Annotated in this window: 15 protein-coding genes and 2 tRNA genes; 6 read left to right on the top strand and 11 right to left on the bottom strand. The window is 33.7% G+C overall.

Going from position 1 to position 14699, the window contains the following annotated elements; genetic code table 11:
- Positions 1-289: 289 nt before the first annotated feature.
- From BN1225_RS02610 to BN1225_RS02580, 7 genes are all read right to left on the bottom strand, one after another.
- Positions 290-366: transfer RNA gene (locus BN1225_RS02610), tRNA-Arg, on the bottom strand.
- 365 nt (positions 367-731) lie between these two features.
- On the bottom strand, positions 732-1982 hold the full coding sequence (locus tag BN1225_RS02605) for an HD domain-containing phosphohydrolase (protein ID WP_052466270.1): 1251 nt from the start codon (positions 1980-1982) through the stop codon (positions 732-734).
- 172 nt (positions 1983-2154) lie between these two features.
- Positions 2155-3285 (bottom strand): AI-2E family transporter, encoded by a 1131-nt coding sequence (locus BN1225_RS02600; RefSeq protein WP_041138264.1) that lies wholly within the window; start codon positions 3283-3285, stop codon positions 2155-2157.
- 16 nt (positions 3286-3301) lie between these two features.
- Positions 3302-3880: a phosphatase PAP2 family protein gene (locus tag BN1225_RS02595; RefSeq protein WP_052466266.1), complete on the bottom strand. Its 579-nt coding sequence runs from the start codon at positions 3878-3880 to the stop codon at positions 3302-3304.
- Positions 3877-4416, bottom strand: coding sequence for a serine O-acetyltransferase (gene cysE / locus BN1225_RS02590; RefSeq protein ID WP_041138263.1), 540 nt, complete (start codon positions 4414-4416; stop codon positions 3877-3879). Before cysE ends, BN1225_RS02595 begins: the two co-directional genes overlap by 4 nt.
- A gap of 93 nt (positions 4417-4509) precedes the next feature.
- On the bottom strand, positions 4510-5223 hold the full coding sequence (locus BN1225_RS02585; protein ID WP_041138262.1) for a lysophospholipid acyltransferase family protein: 714 nt from the start codon (positions 5221-5223) through the stop codon (positions 4510-4512).
- A 1-nt stretch (position 5224) separates the two neighbouring features.
- Positions 5225-5698, bottom strand: a complete 474-nt coding sequence (locus BN1225_RS02580; protein WP_041138261.1) for a dihydrofolate reductase — start codon at positions 5696-5698, stop codon at positions 5225-5227.
- Between the two features lie 423 nt (positions 5699-6121).
- On the opposite strand from BN1225_RS02580, the gene BN1225_RS02575 reads away from it, so the two are divergent.
- Genes BN1225_RS02575 through BN1225_RS02565 form a run of 3 tightly spaced genes read left to right on the top strand, consistent with a single transcriptional unit; the run spans position 6122 to position 7999 of the window.
- The gene (locus BN1225_RS02575) at positions 6122-6496 is read left to right on the top strand and encodes a GntR family transcriptional regulator (protein ID WP_041138260.1); all 375 of its coding nucleotides are present in this window, start codon (positions 6122-6124) and stop codon (positions 6494-6496) included.
- Between the two features lies 1 nt (position 6497).
- Positions 6498-7358: an ABC transporter ATP-binding protein gene (locus tag BN1225_RS02570; RefSeq protein ID WP_041138259.1), complete on the top strand. Its 861-nt coding sequence runs from the start codon at positions 6498-6500 to the stop codon at positions 7356-7358.
- The gene (locus BN1225_RS02565) at positions 7355-7999 is read left to right on the top strand and encodes an ABC-2 transporter permease (protein ID WP_041138258.1); all 645 of its coding nucleotides are present in this window, start codon (positions 7355-7357) and stop codon (positions 7997-7999) included. The genes BN1225_RS02570 and BN1225_RS02565 overlap by 4 nt, the downstream gene beginning before the upstream one ends.
- Before the next feature lie 86 nt (positions 8000-8085).
- On the opposite strand, the gene BN1225_RS02560 is transcribed toward BN1225_RS02565, so the two are convergent.
- A complete protein-coding gene (locus tag BN1225_RS02560) occupies positions 8086-8742 on the bottom strand; it encodes a DUF1905 domain-containing protein (RefSeq protein WP_082029250.1) in 657 nt (218 codons plus the stop codon).
- 227 nt (positions 8743-8969) lie between these two features.
- On the opposite strand from BN1225_RS02560, the gene BN1225_RS02555 reads away from it, so the two are divergent.
- The gene (locus BN1225_RS02555) at positions 8970-9434 is read left to right on the top strand and encodes a MerR family transcriptional regulator (RefSeq protein WP_041138256.1); all 465 of its coding nucleotides are present in this window, start codon (positions 8970-8972) and stop codon (positions 9432-9434) included.
- An 80-nt stretch (positions 9435-9514) separates the two neighbouring features.
- On the opposite strand, the gene BN1225_RS02550 is transcribed toward BN1225_RS02555, so the two are convergent.
- On the bottom strand, positions 9515-10969 hold the full coding sequence (locus tag BN1225_RS02550) for a winged helix-turn-helix domain-containing protein (RefSeq protein ID WP_041138255.1): 1455 nt from the start codon (positions 10967-10969) through the stop codon (positions 9515-9517).
- A gap of 136 nt (positions 10970-11105) precedes the next feature.
- Between BN1225_RS02550 and BN1225_RS02545 the strand changes: the two genes are divergently transcribed.
- Positions 11106-12488, top strand: coding sequence for an EAL domain-containing protein (locus tag BN1225_RS02545; protein ID WP_082029249.1), 1383 nt, complete (start codon positions 11106-11108; stop codon positions 12486-12488).
- 295 nt (positions 12489-12783) lie between these two features.
- On the opposite strand, the gene BN1225_RS02540 is transcribed toward BN1225_RS02545, so the two are convergent.
- Positions 12784-12859 (bottom strand) — tRNA-His (locus tag BN1225_RS02540).
- 175 nt (positions 12860-13034) lie between these two features.
- Between BN1225_RS02540 and BN1225_RS02535 the strand changes: the two genes are divergently transcribed.
- Positions 13035-13853, top strand: a complete 819-nt coding sequence (locus BN1225_RS02535) for a Cof-type HAD-IIB family hydrolase (RefSeq protein ID WP_041138254.1) — start codon at positions 13035-13037, stop codon at positions 13851-13853.
- A 12-nt stretch (positions 13854-13865) separates the two neighbouring features.
- Here the strand turns inward: BN1225_RS02535 and BN1225_RS02530 are convergent, their stop codons facing one another.
- Entirely contained in the window at positions 13866-14690 is an 825-nt protein-coding gene (locus tag BN1225_RS02530; protein ID WP_041138253.1) for a Cof-type HAD-IIB family hydrolase, read from the bottom strand.
- Between the last annotated feature and the right edge of the window lie 9 nt (positions 14691-14699).

The raw sequence follows: 14699 nt of genomic DNA, 5'->3' as shown, positions 1-14699 counted from the left end.
AAGACATATTTCTTGGTTGGACTGTGCCGCTTTAGATGTTTTTTTCTCCTGTACATCTTCAACAGCAGGAGCAGATAATGTTAGAAAACACCGGGTAAAATGAGGAACTTTCGCCTTTTAAATTAGTAAGCTAATCGCTGACCAAAATATATAGTTCGATTATATTTGAGGAAGAAAAAATTAGCAGAAAGATGCTCTTGCTAATCGCACATTGCTACGAGTGCAATTTCTCTCGTAAAAATAAGAAACGCCGAAAACCTTGAAAAATCAACGTTTTCGGCGGAATTTTTGGCGTCACTAAGAGGATTTGAACCTCCGACCTACCGCTTAGGAGGCGGTCGCTCTATCCAGCTGAGCTATAGCGACATTTTTAAAGACTCTACCATTCTAGCATTTTTTATTTTAAAATGCAACTTTGCTGCCATTTACAAAATATGCAAAATAAAGAATAGAATGAAGTAAATATTTCCGTTTCCTTGCAGTTTAATATGTTATCTGATAAATCGTATTCTAGTCATTAATGCTCACCTCGATATAATATCATTCATAAAGCAATAGTATAGATGTACCTTTAAATTACTTCTTACAGTAATGAATTAAGTTTTGAGGTTACTAGCAAAAAAGTTATTGATTCATACAATAACTTTTTTATAACGTCTTTCGATTGCTTAATAAACTCTATTTAACTTGTATGGCTCTTTTTATACAATATATAATTTTATAAAAATAAATTACACTTTTACACTGTTCATCCAATACATTGTTTTAAGTTCTTGGTAATGCTCCAGCATATCCCCATATAATTGATTCATCTTTTTTGTATTCTGTTCAACCTGAATCATTATGTCTTCATGATGATCAGCAAATACACGAACAATCTCCCGATCAATTTTCTCATTCTCCGCCATCTCCTCAATAATGGAAATAGCTTTTGTGATAGAGAATTTTTCCTTGTAGCTTCGTTTTCCTAATAAAGCACTGAGGATATCCGCAATGGCTACAATGCGATCTCCTAAGGTCAGCTCTTTATCCGTTAATTGATGCGGATACCCGCTCCCATCTAGTTTTTCGTGATGACGCGCTGCCATATGAAGTACATCTGTTTGAATATATCCATTTAAAATCTCTTCGGTAATCGATACATGACGCTGCATCCATTTTGTTTCTTCGTCATTAAGTTTCCCCTGCTTTTCTAAGATACTGATTGGAATTGCTCCTTTGCCAATATCATGAAGTAAGGCGGCATAAAATAATTTATCGAGTTCTTCTGAACTTAATTGATATTGTTTGCCCAATTCAATAGCAATCGCCGTAGTGGTAATCGTATGCAGAACCGTGAATTCACTTCTAAAGTCAATCGAGTAAGCAAGCATTTCAAGATAGCCTTTGCGTTCGTCTTCACCTAAATAAATAGTTTGATAAAGATCATTCATTTTATCTTGATAAGATTTATTTTCTAATCTTTGTATTAAGCGGTTATCATGATTTAATTCTTCAAAAGCCTTAACTTGTATCGGATCAAATTGTCCTTCCTGATGAAGAATAGATGGAAGTGATGCTCCCCGTTTTATAGAAACATCTATGCGGTCACATAAATGGATCAAGGCTGCGATCTTCTTATTTGAACAATCCGTTTCCATCAATCTTTCATAGGACATATGGTGATATAATACACAATCCGCATTCTTTTTCAATGGGGACATCTTAGTCAAAAATAAATAACCATAAATCGCATGCTCCCAAACATCTTCACTCTCAAAGCTAAGCAAGGCATCGACCTCTTCAGTTTTATAGGCTCCGATATCATGCAGCAGTGCAAGTTTAGCGACATGCAGATATTCTTCCTCTGAAACATTCATGTAACGCATAAGCTCTAAACACAAGTAAGCAACGCGTTCTCCATGATCCACTAAACGATCATCCAGTCTGTTCAACATTGTCTTTAAAATAATGATTACATCTTGATCTTTTATTATATTCACGCTTTTTCCCTCTTTAAGTTTCTACTCTAATTCTAGTATACACTAGATATATTCCATTTGAAATAAAATTAGTCTCACTAAACAGCTTTCAGATGATAATTTATTTTATCTTTCTATCCAGTAAATCTTATAAATAATAAAAAACCTTCGCTTAAAAACGAAGGCTTCACTATTATTCATCATCGATGAGTTTTTGTTTAGAAGGATTCGCCTGATAATCTCGTACTTCTAATATAATCATGCGGATGACCGCAATCAGCGGAACACCTAAAAACATTCCTAAAAAACCAAATAATCCACCAAATAACGTAATCGCAAAGATAATCCAAAAAGGACTGATGCCCACTGAATCTCCTAAGATTGCCGGTCCCAAGATCAATCCATCAAATTGTTGCAGGGCAAAGATAAAGAGTGCAACCCAAATTGCAGTGATCGGATTCATGACAATCAAGGTGATAATCACAACCGGTATTCCTCCAATGAAGGGGCCAAAGTAAGGTATCATATTAGTCACCATAATAATTAAAGCCAACATGAATGCAAATTTTAAGTTCAGTAAGGAAAACCCAATATAAGCAATAATCCCTATAATTAAGGAATCAACAGCTTTTCCATAAATAAAATTAGAAAAGATAATATGAACTTTACGTACATAGTAATGAATCAAAGAAATCTTTTTTTGATCAATAAACATTCCCATCACTTGATCAAATATACGCATTAAATTTCTTCTTTCAAAAAGTACATAAGGGCAAATGACGATTCCCATCACCCAAGATAACAAGACCCCAGCCGTATTAATGGCTCCCTGAGCATATTTTAAAACATCAAAGTTTAATAAACGGTCAAATGGAATTTGAAAATTATTAAACGTAGATTGTAGGAAAGAAACAAGTTTAGGATCACTGAATGTGGAGGTTACCAACTGATCAAACTGTTCGACATACTGTCCTGATTTACTGATAAAGTCCATCACATTATTGATAGTGAGTGGAATCAGATATAATAATAAAATCGCTAATAGAAGCAAAAAGGCGAAATAAGTTATAAATACACTCAAAGATAAGCGTCTTTCAATCACCCAAGGTTTCTTTGTCTTTTCAAGTATCCCTTCCACTTTCTTACAAATTGGATACAAGAAATACGCTAAAGCACCGCCGACAATAAACGGCGTTAATATCGTTAATATCATTTTAAAGACATCATAAATAATATGTAAACTATCAAAAGTCTTATAGAATACAATCACTGCCGCAGCTAATAAAAACCACTCTAAATAATGTTTAAATTTCTCTTTAGACAATCTCTTCACCTCTTTGCTAGTAGTCTAGCATTTTCTTAAATACTTTTTCATACATCACTGCTAATAATATACCACCAAATACGGCCCCCGCCAATACATCACTGAAATAATGAACATGCAGATAAACCCGTGTAAACGCAATAATGGGAATCATTGCCCATGAGGCATAACTGAACGCTTTTTTATATTTCAGGTTGCTGTGAGCAAACATAATCCCCAGCATCCCATAAAACATGACTGAACAGGTAGTATGGGAACTTGGGAAACTGAATCCTGTTTCAACGGCTAAACGATCTATTGGTCGTGGTCGCTGAACAATATTTTTTAAAGTGTAATTCATTAAAAAACCAAAACTGCTGTTTAAGGTCAGAACGAGCCCCAGTCTTCTTTTAAAGACAATGAGAAGAACACAAATAATCCCATAAAAAGTTCCTGACCCCAAATTAGTAATATTGATGATTAGCTGATTGGTTTTAGGGGATTGAAGTAATGAGACATAATCATAGATTTGTTTATCTAATGGTAAAATGATATTTGTCTTTACCAAAATCAATATTCCAATAAGTATTAAACAAGCTATTGTCCACTTCTTCATTTTGATTCTTCCCTCATTCTTTCTCCGTCTTTTTTCACAATGCTCGCCGGGATTCCCACAACTGTGCAGTTAGGAGGAACATTTTTTAAAACCACTGCCTGTGCTCCTACAATGGAATCATTGCCAATCGTAATATTCCCGATGACTTTAGCACCGGCACTCACCATGACTCGATCCTTTAAGGTCGGATGACGTTTCATCATCAACGGTCCTGTCCCGACACCACCCAATGTAACCCCTTGATATAAAGTGCAGTCATTACCGATTACTGTTGTTTCACCGATGACTACACCATGTCCGTGATCAATAAATAAACGTTTCCCGATTTTTGCTCCCGGATGAATTTCAATGCCAGTCATAAAGCGAGCCAGCTGACTGATAAAACGAGCCAGTATTCTCAGGTGTCCTTTCCACAAAGTATGGGCGATACGATAAAAAAATAACGCATGAACCCCGGGATAATTTAATACTACATTCAATCTGTTTTTAGCTGCCGGATCGGTCTCCAAGATCTTTTTGACAAGACTCTTTTCCACATAGATCTCTCCTTGTTTGTCATTTAACCATGTTTCACTCATTTTTTCAAATGATGTTATAGTTATATATATGAAAAAAGGAGAAAGATGCTCCTATTCTCCCAATACCTCATCCATTTTCTCTTGAATTCTTGATTGTACTAATTTTGCGATATCCACTGTTGACATTTCTGCATATTCTTCCGGATAGATAGGTTTCAAATAATGCACTTGTGCCGTTACTTTCGCAATCGTATTAGCATCAAACGGTTTATAGCAGTCAATACAAGCAACCGGAACGATGGGTTTTTTTGCTTCTACCGCAGTCTTAAATGTTCCGCCCTTGAATTCTCCCATCTTATTTCCCTCACGAGAACGTGTACCTTCAGGAAAAATAAAATAAGTACGTCCTTCTTTTAATTCTTTTGTAACCTGTCTGATAATTTTAACTGACCCACGGATATCATTACGATCCATAGCCTGTGCTTGATCGATCACCGCAATCTGCTTCACGATCGGAGCCTTTAACAATTCTTTTTTAATAACTGCAGTTGTCGGTCTTTTATGCGTGATCGCAATAATTACCGGATCAAATAACCCCTGATGATTGGGTGCCATCAAATAACCATCTTCTTTAGGCAGGTTCTCTAATCCTGTACACACGATTTGAACTCTCCCCGCTCTTGCCACATCGGTTAAAAACTTATTTATAAAGCCATATCTTTCTTCTATTGGAAACTTATCTACTTTCTGCAATCGCTTCAATTGGAATAAGTAATACGGTATTTTCCAAAATAATCGTAATACAATGAGTGCTATTCTTTTCATTCTATTTGATCCTCCTATACTTTTTTAAAATGAACGTTTCTTTTTTCACTTCTTCTATACACATAAACTGATCTTCTTTAATCTTTGGAAAATAGGCATTTCCTGTATATTCTCCGGGTATATAAGAAACAATTAGCTCTTTGGCTAAATCAAGGGTTTGCTGATAAACGGACGCTCCTCCGCAAATATAAATATCTTGATCATCCGCATATTCTTTCAATAAAGAGTCTAAATCTTCACAAATCTCAACAGCAGGATCTTCAATCCGGTTTCTTTTGCTGACAACAATCGTTTTTCTTTCCGGCAATGCTCTGCCAATCGCTTCAAACGTTTTTCTTCCCATCAAAATCGTTTGTTTCCAAGTGGTCTCTTTAAAATGCAAAAGATCCTCGGCGTTATGCCATGGCATCCCCATTCTTCCCTGAGTACTGCCAATCAAATTATTTTTATCCATTGCCACAATGATTTTAATCATAATTTCTCCCTCTTTATCGAAATCATTTACCATTATAGCATAACTTATTCAAACTGTGAAACCAAATTCACAGATTAACGATGCAACTATTTTTTCCATTCATTCACCTTATCTAAACTTTAAAAGTGAAAAGATTCTGACAATACGTTTCATCCTTTGAAAATAATGAAGCTTATACATAAAATCCTCTTATAATACAAGTAGAAAATATAAGCAATCACGTTTCCACTCGGTACTCCCTATATTCTATATGTTAATTTACACGTCCAAGATCATTGAGTTCACCGGGTTTAGCCAGATAAAATCAACTGCTTCATAGTAGTTGATTTTTATTTTATGCAGAATTTACTATTGAGGGATTGACAACTGTACATGTACAGACTATACTGTATATGTACAGTAAGTACAGTTAGGAGGAAAAATGTGGAGATCATATTAAGCAACAGTTCAAATAAACCAATTTATGAACAAATCGTTTCCCAAATCAAAGCCATGATTATGAATGGAACATTAAAACCCGGAGATACTTTGCCATCTATTCGCGGCTTAGCCAAATCTTTGCATATCAGTGTGATTACTTCCCAACATGCTTACGAAGATTTAGCCCGAGATGGCTTTATTGAAACAGTTGCCGGAAAAGGCACCTTTGTTTCTCTTCAAAATAAAGATTTTGTACGTGAAGAACAACTGAGAATACTGGAAGCAAAGGCAGAGGAGTTAGTCGAAGCTGCGAAAATGAATGGCATTCCACTATCTCAATTAATTGATACCATTACATTATTATATAAGGAGGATTAACATGGACTCAATTCTTGAATTAAAAAATATCAATAAACAATTTGATGATTTTCAATTAAAAAATGTATCGATTACTGTTCCAAAAGGAATGATTGTAGGTCTGATTGGTGAAAACGGAGCAGGTAAATCGACTATTATTAATATCATAGAGGGATTATTAAAAGAAGACAGTGGTGAAATATATGTCTTTGGTCAAAATCTTAGAGAGCATGAAAAAACATTAAAACAGGATATTGGCATCATTTATGACAGCTGTCATTATAATGAAAAGTTTAAATATTCAGATCTTGGTAAAATGATGAGTCTTGTCTATGATCATTGGGACCAAGAAAAATATCTTGAATATATTGATCGCTTTTCATTACCTAAAAATAAAACTATTTCCCAATATTCCAAGGGAATGAAGATGAAACTATGTTTTGCCGCAGAGCTGTCATACCACCCTAAACTGCTGATTTTAGATGAAGCAACCAGTGGGCTCGATCCTATCGTTAGGGATGAGATTTTAGAAATCCTGCAAGAGTTTATCATGGATGAAGAACATGGCATATTGATGTCTTCCCACATCACCAGTGATTTAGATAAGATTGCCGATTATATTACCTTTATCCATAATGGGGAAATCTTATTCACCAAAACCTACGATGATATTCACAGTCAATATGGTCTTATTCGATGTGGACAAAAGATATTTGAAACTCTGCCTGAAGATGAAATATTAGCTTATAAAAAAGAGGATTTTGAATATAAAGTATTAGTGGAAAACAGACAAGATTTCCAAAAAATCTATAAAGATCTTGTTATTGATAAAGCAACAATTGAAGACATCATGCTGATGTATGTAAGGGGGACAAAACTTTGAAAGCATTAATTTACAAAGATTTATTTGTTTTAAAACAAAAAGGTCAGCTGGCCACACTCATTCTTAATTTATTAATGGTCATTCCAATAGGATTTTTCTTTCAAAACTTATATGGATTAGCATTGATTATTATTTTATCTTACCCAATTGGCGGAAGTGTTTTTATCCAAGTGGTCATGGAAAAAGAGGAACGTACTAATTTTGACAAAACTGTTATTTCACTGCCTGTTACAAAAGCTGAGATTATTTTAGCTAAATATATTACCTCATTCATCTATTTTGGAATCCATATGCTGTTTGGGCTGATTTATACTTTTATCCATATTTATGTGATTAAATCCGTTAGTTTAGAATTTGGTCTTCTTCTATGGGGAATTGGTCTATTGATCGGCACAATGATGATTTCTATCAATAGTGTCGGATATATTTTACTGGGAGCAAAAAAAGGAACGTTTGTTTATATGGTCATCTTGCTTCTTTCCATTATTGGTTATGTCGTTACCTTCCTTGGTTTTGATATCAAGCAAGTGTTAACTTTAAGTTCCACTGTATTAATGCTCATAGCTTGTCTAATCACGATACTTTGCTTGATCGTCAGTTATTTTACTTCACTGAAGATTTTCACTCGCAAATATTCATAAAAACAAAAAGAGTTTAGAAGAAATTGTACATATTTCTATAAACTCTTTTTTACTTATAAATATTATCAATAAAATATACACCTGTCCTACTCAACATTGATTTTTAAATAGCTGATAATATCGCTTGCTTCGTAAGTTGTATCTTCGTAAAATTCTCCCTTATAATATAAAGCAAAGTGGTTTATTCTTTCATCTCGGATCGTCACAATGCAGCACTTGGGCAATTCGACGGGTTTACCCCTTGTGTACATAACCTTATCCTCGTAAGAAATCCCAAAATAATCCAATGTTTCTACCAATTTAGAAAAAGAACATTGCCACGCTTTTGCATGCATGATTTCGACGATATCCTCGACACGCAATCCCGTAAGCATAGCGATGCATTGCTGACCACAGTAACCCGCTTTAGGATAAGCTATTTTTTGAATAGTCTTCATTGTTTGAATCGGATTTTCTTTTGTATAAGGACTGTTCTGACGAATTCGCGTTAGTCCTGTGATTATTCTGAAAGAAACATCTACATTGGTTTCCCTATCGATGGCAGTTAATATTGATTTTGTAATGGGAATATAATAAAAGCCTTTTCCTTTAGGAACCAACTTACATTCAAAAACACAATTATCAATAGTCACTTGAACTTGAACGTTCCCTTTTTGACCACATGTTTCCCAAACATTAAAAGGAACAGCAATAAAATGGCGATTCCCTTGCTTAATTATTTTACCAATAAACGCATGTGTCATTGTGTTCATCCCCATTTCTTAGTTCGTGTATAACTTTCTTGAGATAAGATTTAACCTTTATTTCTAATCCATAACCTCATTATATCAAGAAATTGTCATGAAGAAATGCAATATTTCTAAAATTTTACCGTTAAAAATTTGAAGCATTGTGAGACAGAAATAATTATGTTATACTTTATGTAGTTTAATTAAAGTTAACTTTAACTATTATTCAAGGAGGAAACCACATGACCTTTACTATTGGAGAAGTCGCAAAAAAGATGAACGTTGCCCCTTCCACACTTCGGTATTATGATAAAGAAGGGCTGTTGCCTTTCATTCAGCGCAGTGAAAACGGAATTCGTTTTTTTACCGAAAAAGATTTTGAAATTCTTTCTGTTATTCATTGTCTGAAACAGACCGGAATTTCTATTAAAGATATTAAACGCTATATTGATATGATTGGTGAGGGGGATAAAAGTATTGATGCCCGTTTAGAACTTTTCAGAAAAGAAAAAGAATCTGTCGAAAATAAAATTAAAGAAATGCAAAAAACGCTTGCCATATTAGAATATAAATGCTGGTATTATGAAACTTCAAAAAAAGATGGCACAATGGATTATGTCGATCGCATGTCATTTGAAGAAATGCCGGAAAAATATGCCAAGATAAAGCGTGATCTGGGAAAACTGGATATCGTTCCCTCTAAGTAAGAGATGGCTCAATCATCATCTCTATTAAGCAAAAGGTTTGTTTCTTATTAATAAGGAACAGACCTTTTATAATGGAATATCTATTTCATCATAGGAATCTTAATTTTTCTTGCTTCTAATAAGCCATAATTAATGATATGCTCTCTAACAAACTCTAATATATACTGAAAACACGATGTAAATTCCCGAGTAAAGGCTTCTTTTTCTCCATCTAATAAAAATTGGAGTACTTTTTTACTTTTATCTGCAACCACTTTTTCACTTTCAATCCCGTTCTTAAAGAAGGAATAATAGTATCCATAGCGACAAATTTCTCTTAATTGAATCAATATTTCTTGATAAGGCTGCAATGAAATATGATCGATCAGACATTGATATAGATCATCAATAAAAATATGATTCTGCTTTAAAGAACGTTCAATAAGATCAGTTTTAGTGCTATCCTCAATAAAGTCAAAACTCATTCTGCATGCTGGTGGAAGAATAATAATCATACATTGCAGTGCATTCAAATAAAGTATTGTGTTTTTTCGTATCCACCTATTGTTCATACATTTTTGTGCTGTCACTTCATCTTGCAGCATGATTCTCGTTCCCTGCCCGTTTATAGTCTCTGCATATCCCAACTTATTTAATAAAGAAAGCGCAGAACGAACGGTGGATAAACCTACTTGATAATATTCAGCAAGCTTTTTTTCAGAGGGTAAAAAACCATTCAAGGGATACTCTTTAAGAGAAATCTTATCAATGATATCGTGTACGATTTGCATATAAAAATGATCCTGCCCATAGTGAATATTCCAATAAAAAGGATTTAGGTTCTCATGTAAGGCGTTATGTTGTGTCGTTTTAATCGTTTCTGACAACATTTTTTCCACTAATAGAGTTTGTTCATTTAATAACGCTGAAAAACGTTCAATAAGTTCATTTTTATTATCGAGCAATAACGTATGAAAAAACCAATCCTTTTCTTTTTGTGGATGATTAAAAAGTAAATGACCTATTCGGTTCTCTTGATTTAGAAAAGAAAGTTTTGCATAAACCGCAATGTGACAAATAAAGTCATAATAAAGAGGGTTATTTGAATGATTAAATATTTCATGTATACAAGACTGGTACAATCGTTTAGGATTCCTCTGTTTTATCCATAGATTAGAAGAATAGTGTTTTGCTAATTCTGATAATTCCCTTCTTTTGTATTGAGTAAGAGAAAAAGACAAAAACAAAGGAAGGATAATCGCCAATGTCTGATAGGCTTGAATAATTGAGGATTTTTGATTATTCAGCAAGATCATGAGGTGTTCGTCTTCCTCTCCTTGATAAACGACGTACAGTCCTTTTCGTTCTTCCCCAATAATATATCCCTCCGTTTTTAATCGATGAATGACATTCTTCACAGTTCGCTTCCCAACATGATATATTTCCATCATTTGGCTTACAGATGGGAGTTTTTCCCCATTATTAAATCGTTTCGTTAAAATCTGTTCTTTTAAGCTGTCATAGACATAATCAAATAACGTCTGTTTATGCCACATAGTTTCCTCCAAAATAATGATTATTAAATTATTATAGTCATATCCTTCACTTTTACAATCCTGCTATACCTAAATGGACCCAGATTGATAATTGAAGCACAAGATATTTAATGATATTATTCATGTGTCGAAGGTGATGAAATTGATGCATATTCTTTTTATATTTTTTTATCTTGCCTTACTTGTTAGTGTGTTGATTAGCTGTTGCTTTTTTCAAAAAAAGTGTAAACATTTAAAACAATTGGCTTTTCAAGATCATATAACTCAAGGTTTCAACATTACGGCATTTTGTCAGGAATATGAAAAAAAGGTCTTGCAGTCTCCCCCACATACCTACACTATCGTATTTATGAACATGAAAAATTTTAAATGGATTAATGAAAAATACGGTTCATCGATGGGGGATCAAATTTTAATAAATCTATATCATATTTTAAAAAGTCAGATTGGTGATGAAGAATTTCTATGTCGTGATAACTCTGATTGTTTTTTTCTTTGTCTCAAGGAACATGACCCTCATACGATTGGTCAGCGATTATCTAGTATGATCGAACATATGAACCACTATTCCCAAAAAACAACATTTGAATATACTTTTTATCTGGGTGTTTATCTAATTGACGATCTTACTATAAATGCCAGAATTGCAATGGATCGTTCACGCATTGCCTGTTATCAAAAAGAAGCGGTGAATTTCTGTTATTTTTATAAAAAGAAATTATCCATGCGATTAAATAAAGAATACGAACTGAACCAGTTATTTGAGACTTCTTTGTATAATCATGAATTTCAGCTTTATTTCCAACCTAAAATAAAGTTGAATGATCATTCTATCGTCGGTTTGGAAATTCTTGTTCGTTGGCAGCATCCTAGCTTAGGAATGATTGCCCCCTCTGAATTTATTCCTTTATTTGAAAAAAGTAATAAGATTTGTCAACTGGATCTATTTGTATTTGAACAAGTATGTAAGTATCTTCACGATTGTCAGCAAAAACAAAAACCGATCTATCCAATTTCGGTCAATTTATCTCGCATCCATTTTAAAAAGTCAAATTTTTTAGAAGCTTTTTCACGTATAAAACGTAAATATGGAATACCAGATAAATGGATTGAATTTGAACTTACAGAATATACCTTTTTTGATAAGGAACAGCGAAAAGCCGTAAAAGATGCGATTGACGAAATGCATCAATCGGGTTTCTTATGTTCTCTCGATGACTTTGGTGTTGGCTTTTCAGCTTTGGCACTTTTAAAAGATTTTAACATTGATTGTATTAAGTTAGATCGTGAATTTTTTATAGATATAGAAAATCCCAAAGCACAAACCATTATAGCCGGCTTTATTACCTTGACTAAAGAGTTAGGTATAAAAATGGTAGCTGAAGGGATTGAAACCGCAAATCAAATAGAAATTTTAAAACATTGCGGTTGTGAAATCGTTCAAGGGTATTACTTTGCTAGACCATACCCTCTTGCCACATTGGAATCATGGCTGGATAATTTTAAAAATCAGTTTTAAATCCATAACGTTATACTTTACACATCATAAAATACCAACCGTACAAATATGTAGTGTCACCAAAAAGTTGGACACGTTAATTTATCTATTTCAATAAACTTTATATAATCAATATTGAAAAATAGATTATATACGGATTATGTACATATCTACTAAAGATAATGCTTTCTTTATAGAAGGTTCAATATCCGTCATTATTTCTCAATTCATTTTTTAAAACTCTATATTTAAAATAAAAAATCAACTGCCTAAACAGTTGATTACTTTTATATATTTGCTGATGTTAGTTTTAAAATGGGGCGACCGATGGGAATCGAACCCACGAATGTCAGAGCCACAATCTGATGTGTTAACCACTTCACCACGATCGCCATATCGCTCATCAGCAAAAAATATTATAGTATAAAACCTTTTACTTGTAAAGCATAAAATGACATTTTTTAAAATTTATTTATAATTCCATTTTCTGTGTTGATTCTTTTTTACAAATGTTAAAAAACTGGGATTCTTCTGCCACATATGTTAAAGTGGTGAAGAGGTGATTAGATGTATAAATTAGTTTTTGCGGATTTAGATGAAACGCTGTTAGCCGATCATCATGTTCCGGCAGTGAACCTGCAGGCAATCAATAAAGCAAAGCAACAAGGGGTTAAAATTATTCCTTGTACAGGGCGTGGCTACGATATGACAATCGACGTTCTTAAAGAATTAGATCAATACGAGCAAGCTGGAGAATATTTGGTTGGGTATAATGGTGCTTTGATCATGGAAACAAAAGGACCTAAAGAATTGATGTTCAATGGCTTAGAATATGAGTTGATGAAACAAATTTTTGAATATGGTAAAAATTTAGATGTTTGCTTAATGGTCTTTACAACAGAAGGATGTTACTTATTTAATGCGAATGAAGACGAAATTCAAAGAAAAACAAGACAAAAGTCAAACTTCAAAGTTATGGAAGGCTATGATATTGATTTCTTAAAAGATCAGCGCATCGCTAAAATTAACTATGAGAACACAGATGTCGAGTATATGGCAAAAATAAAACAAGAAATCGAACCTTTGGTAGGAGATAAAGTAACCGTTACGGCTTCTTCTTCCCGCTACATTGAATTCAATAAAAAAGGGGTTAATAAAGGGGTTGGATTAAAATGGCTGGCTGAATACTTGAATATTCCAATTGAAGAAACAATCGGCATTGGTGATAATTACAATGATATCGATATGATCAAAACTGCCGGATTAGGGGCATGTGTTGCCAGTGCTCATCAAGATATACAAGCGATATCCGATTATGTCACTAAAAGAGATTATGCAGAAGGATCGGTTGCCGAAGTTATTGAAGAATTTATATTAAAAAAATAGTGCCAAACAGCACTATTTTTCATTTAAAATGAATTTTTCGATCAATTCTGCCAAAACGCCCTGATTATTATCATTTTCACACACATAGTCACAGGCTTCTTTAACATCGGGAACAGAATTTCCAGCCGCCACACTCAAGCCAGCCGCAAGCAGCATCGGCATATCGTTGTAATTATCCCCTACCCCTATCGTCTGTTCGATTTTGCAGTCTAATAACTTGGCTAATTGTCTAAGGGTATCCCCTTTATTGACACCTAAACGATTTAATTCCATGTATCGATTAGATGAATAACTGACACTTACTGCATCATCTGTCATCGGTCGCATTTCTTCTTCAAAGCTTTTTAAATAAGGAACATCTACATTTTGATAGAGAACTTTCGCAATCGGTTCATCTCTTAAAAATTCAATCGACTCTCCTTGTATCTCAATAAACGTGTTTTTTTGATTGTAAAAGCGCTGGCGTTCATCTTCATTAAGATTATAGACATACACCTCTGTAGATGTATATACATGAATGCAGACATCTTTTGTTTTTCCAAACTCGAATAATTCAGCAGCTTTATCAAAATCTAACCCATTAAAAAATATTAAACGATTATTCTTGTTTTCTGTTAATGCACAACCGTTAAATGAGATGGAATATTCATTCTCTTTATCATCTAAGTCTAAATCTTTTAATATTGACTGGATAGCCATATACCCTCTTCCGGTGCAGGGAACAAATTTCACTCCTCTTTTTGAAGCTTCATGAATTGCTTTTTTATTTGCTTCACAGATTTGATGGTGATCATCTAATAAAGTTTCATCTAAATCACTTGCTATTATTTTATACATATATATTCC

It is taken from the genome of Beduini massiliensis (assembly GCF_000829905.1).
Classification (GTDB): Bacteria; Bacillota_I; Bacilli_A; order Erysipelotrichales; family Coprobacillaceae; genus Beduini; species Beduini massiliensis.
Note: the sequence above shows the minus strand (reverse complement) of the source record. Positions and strands in the feature narration are given on the sequence as shown.

Excerpts from the sequence above, each read along its gene's own strand:
- BN1225_RS02560 (WP_082029250.1), bottom strand. The coding sequence starts at position 8,742 with ATGACACATGCGTTTATTGGTAAAATAATTAAGCAAGGGAATCGCCAT.
- BN1225_RS02545 (WP_082029249.1), top strand. The coding sequence starts at position 11,106 with ATGAAATTGATGCATATTCTTTTTATATTTTTTTATCTTGCCTTACTT.
- BN1225_RS02580 (WP_041138261.1), bottom strand. The coding sequence starts at position 5,698 with ATGATTAAAATCATTGTGGCAATGGATAAAAATAATTTGATTGGCAGT.
- BN1225_RS02570 (WP_041138259.1), top strand. The coding sequence starts at position 6,498 with ATGGACTCAATTCTTGAATTAAAAAATATCAATAAACAATTTGATGAT.
- BN1225_RS02555 (WP_041138256.1), top strand. The coding sequence starts at position 8,970 with ATGACCTTTACTATTGGAGAAGTCGCAAAAAAGATGAACGTTGCCCCT.
- BN1225_RS02530 (WP_041138253.1), bottom strand. The coding sequence starts at position 14,690 with ATGTATAAAATAATAGCAAGTGATTTAGATGAAACTTTATTAGATGAT.
- BN1225_RS02585 (WP_041138262.1), bottom strand. The coding sequence starts at position 5,223 with ATGAAAAGAATAGCACTCATTGTATTACGATTATTTTGGAAAATACCG.
- BN1225_RS02550 (WP_041138255.1), bottom strand. The coding sequence starts at position 10,969 with ATGTGGCATAAACAGACGTTATTTGATTATGTCTATGACAGCTTAAAA.
- BN1225_RS02595 (WP_052466266.1), bottom strand. The coding sequence starts at position 3,880 with ATGAAGAAGTGGACAATAGCTTGTTTAATACTTATTGGAATATTGATT.
- BN1225_RS02535 (WP_041138254.1), top strand. The coding sequence starts at position 13,035 with ATGTATAAATTAGTTTTTGCGGATTTAGATGAAACGCTGTTAGCCGAT.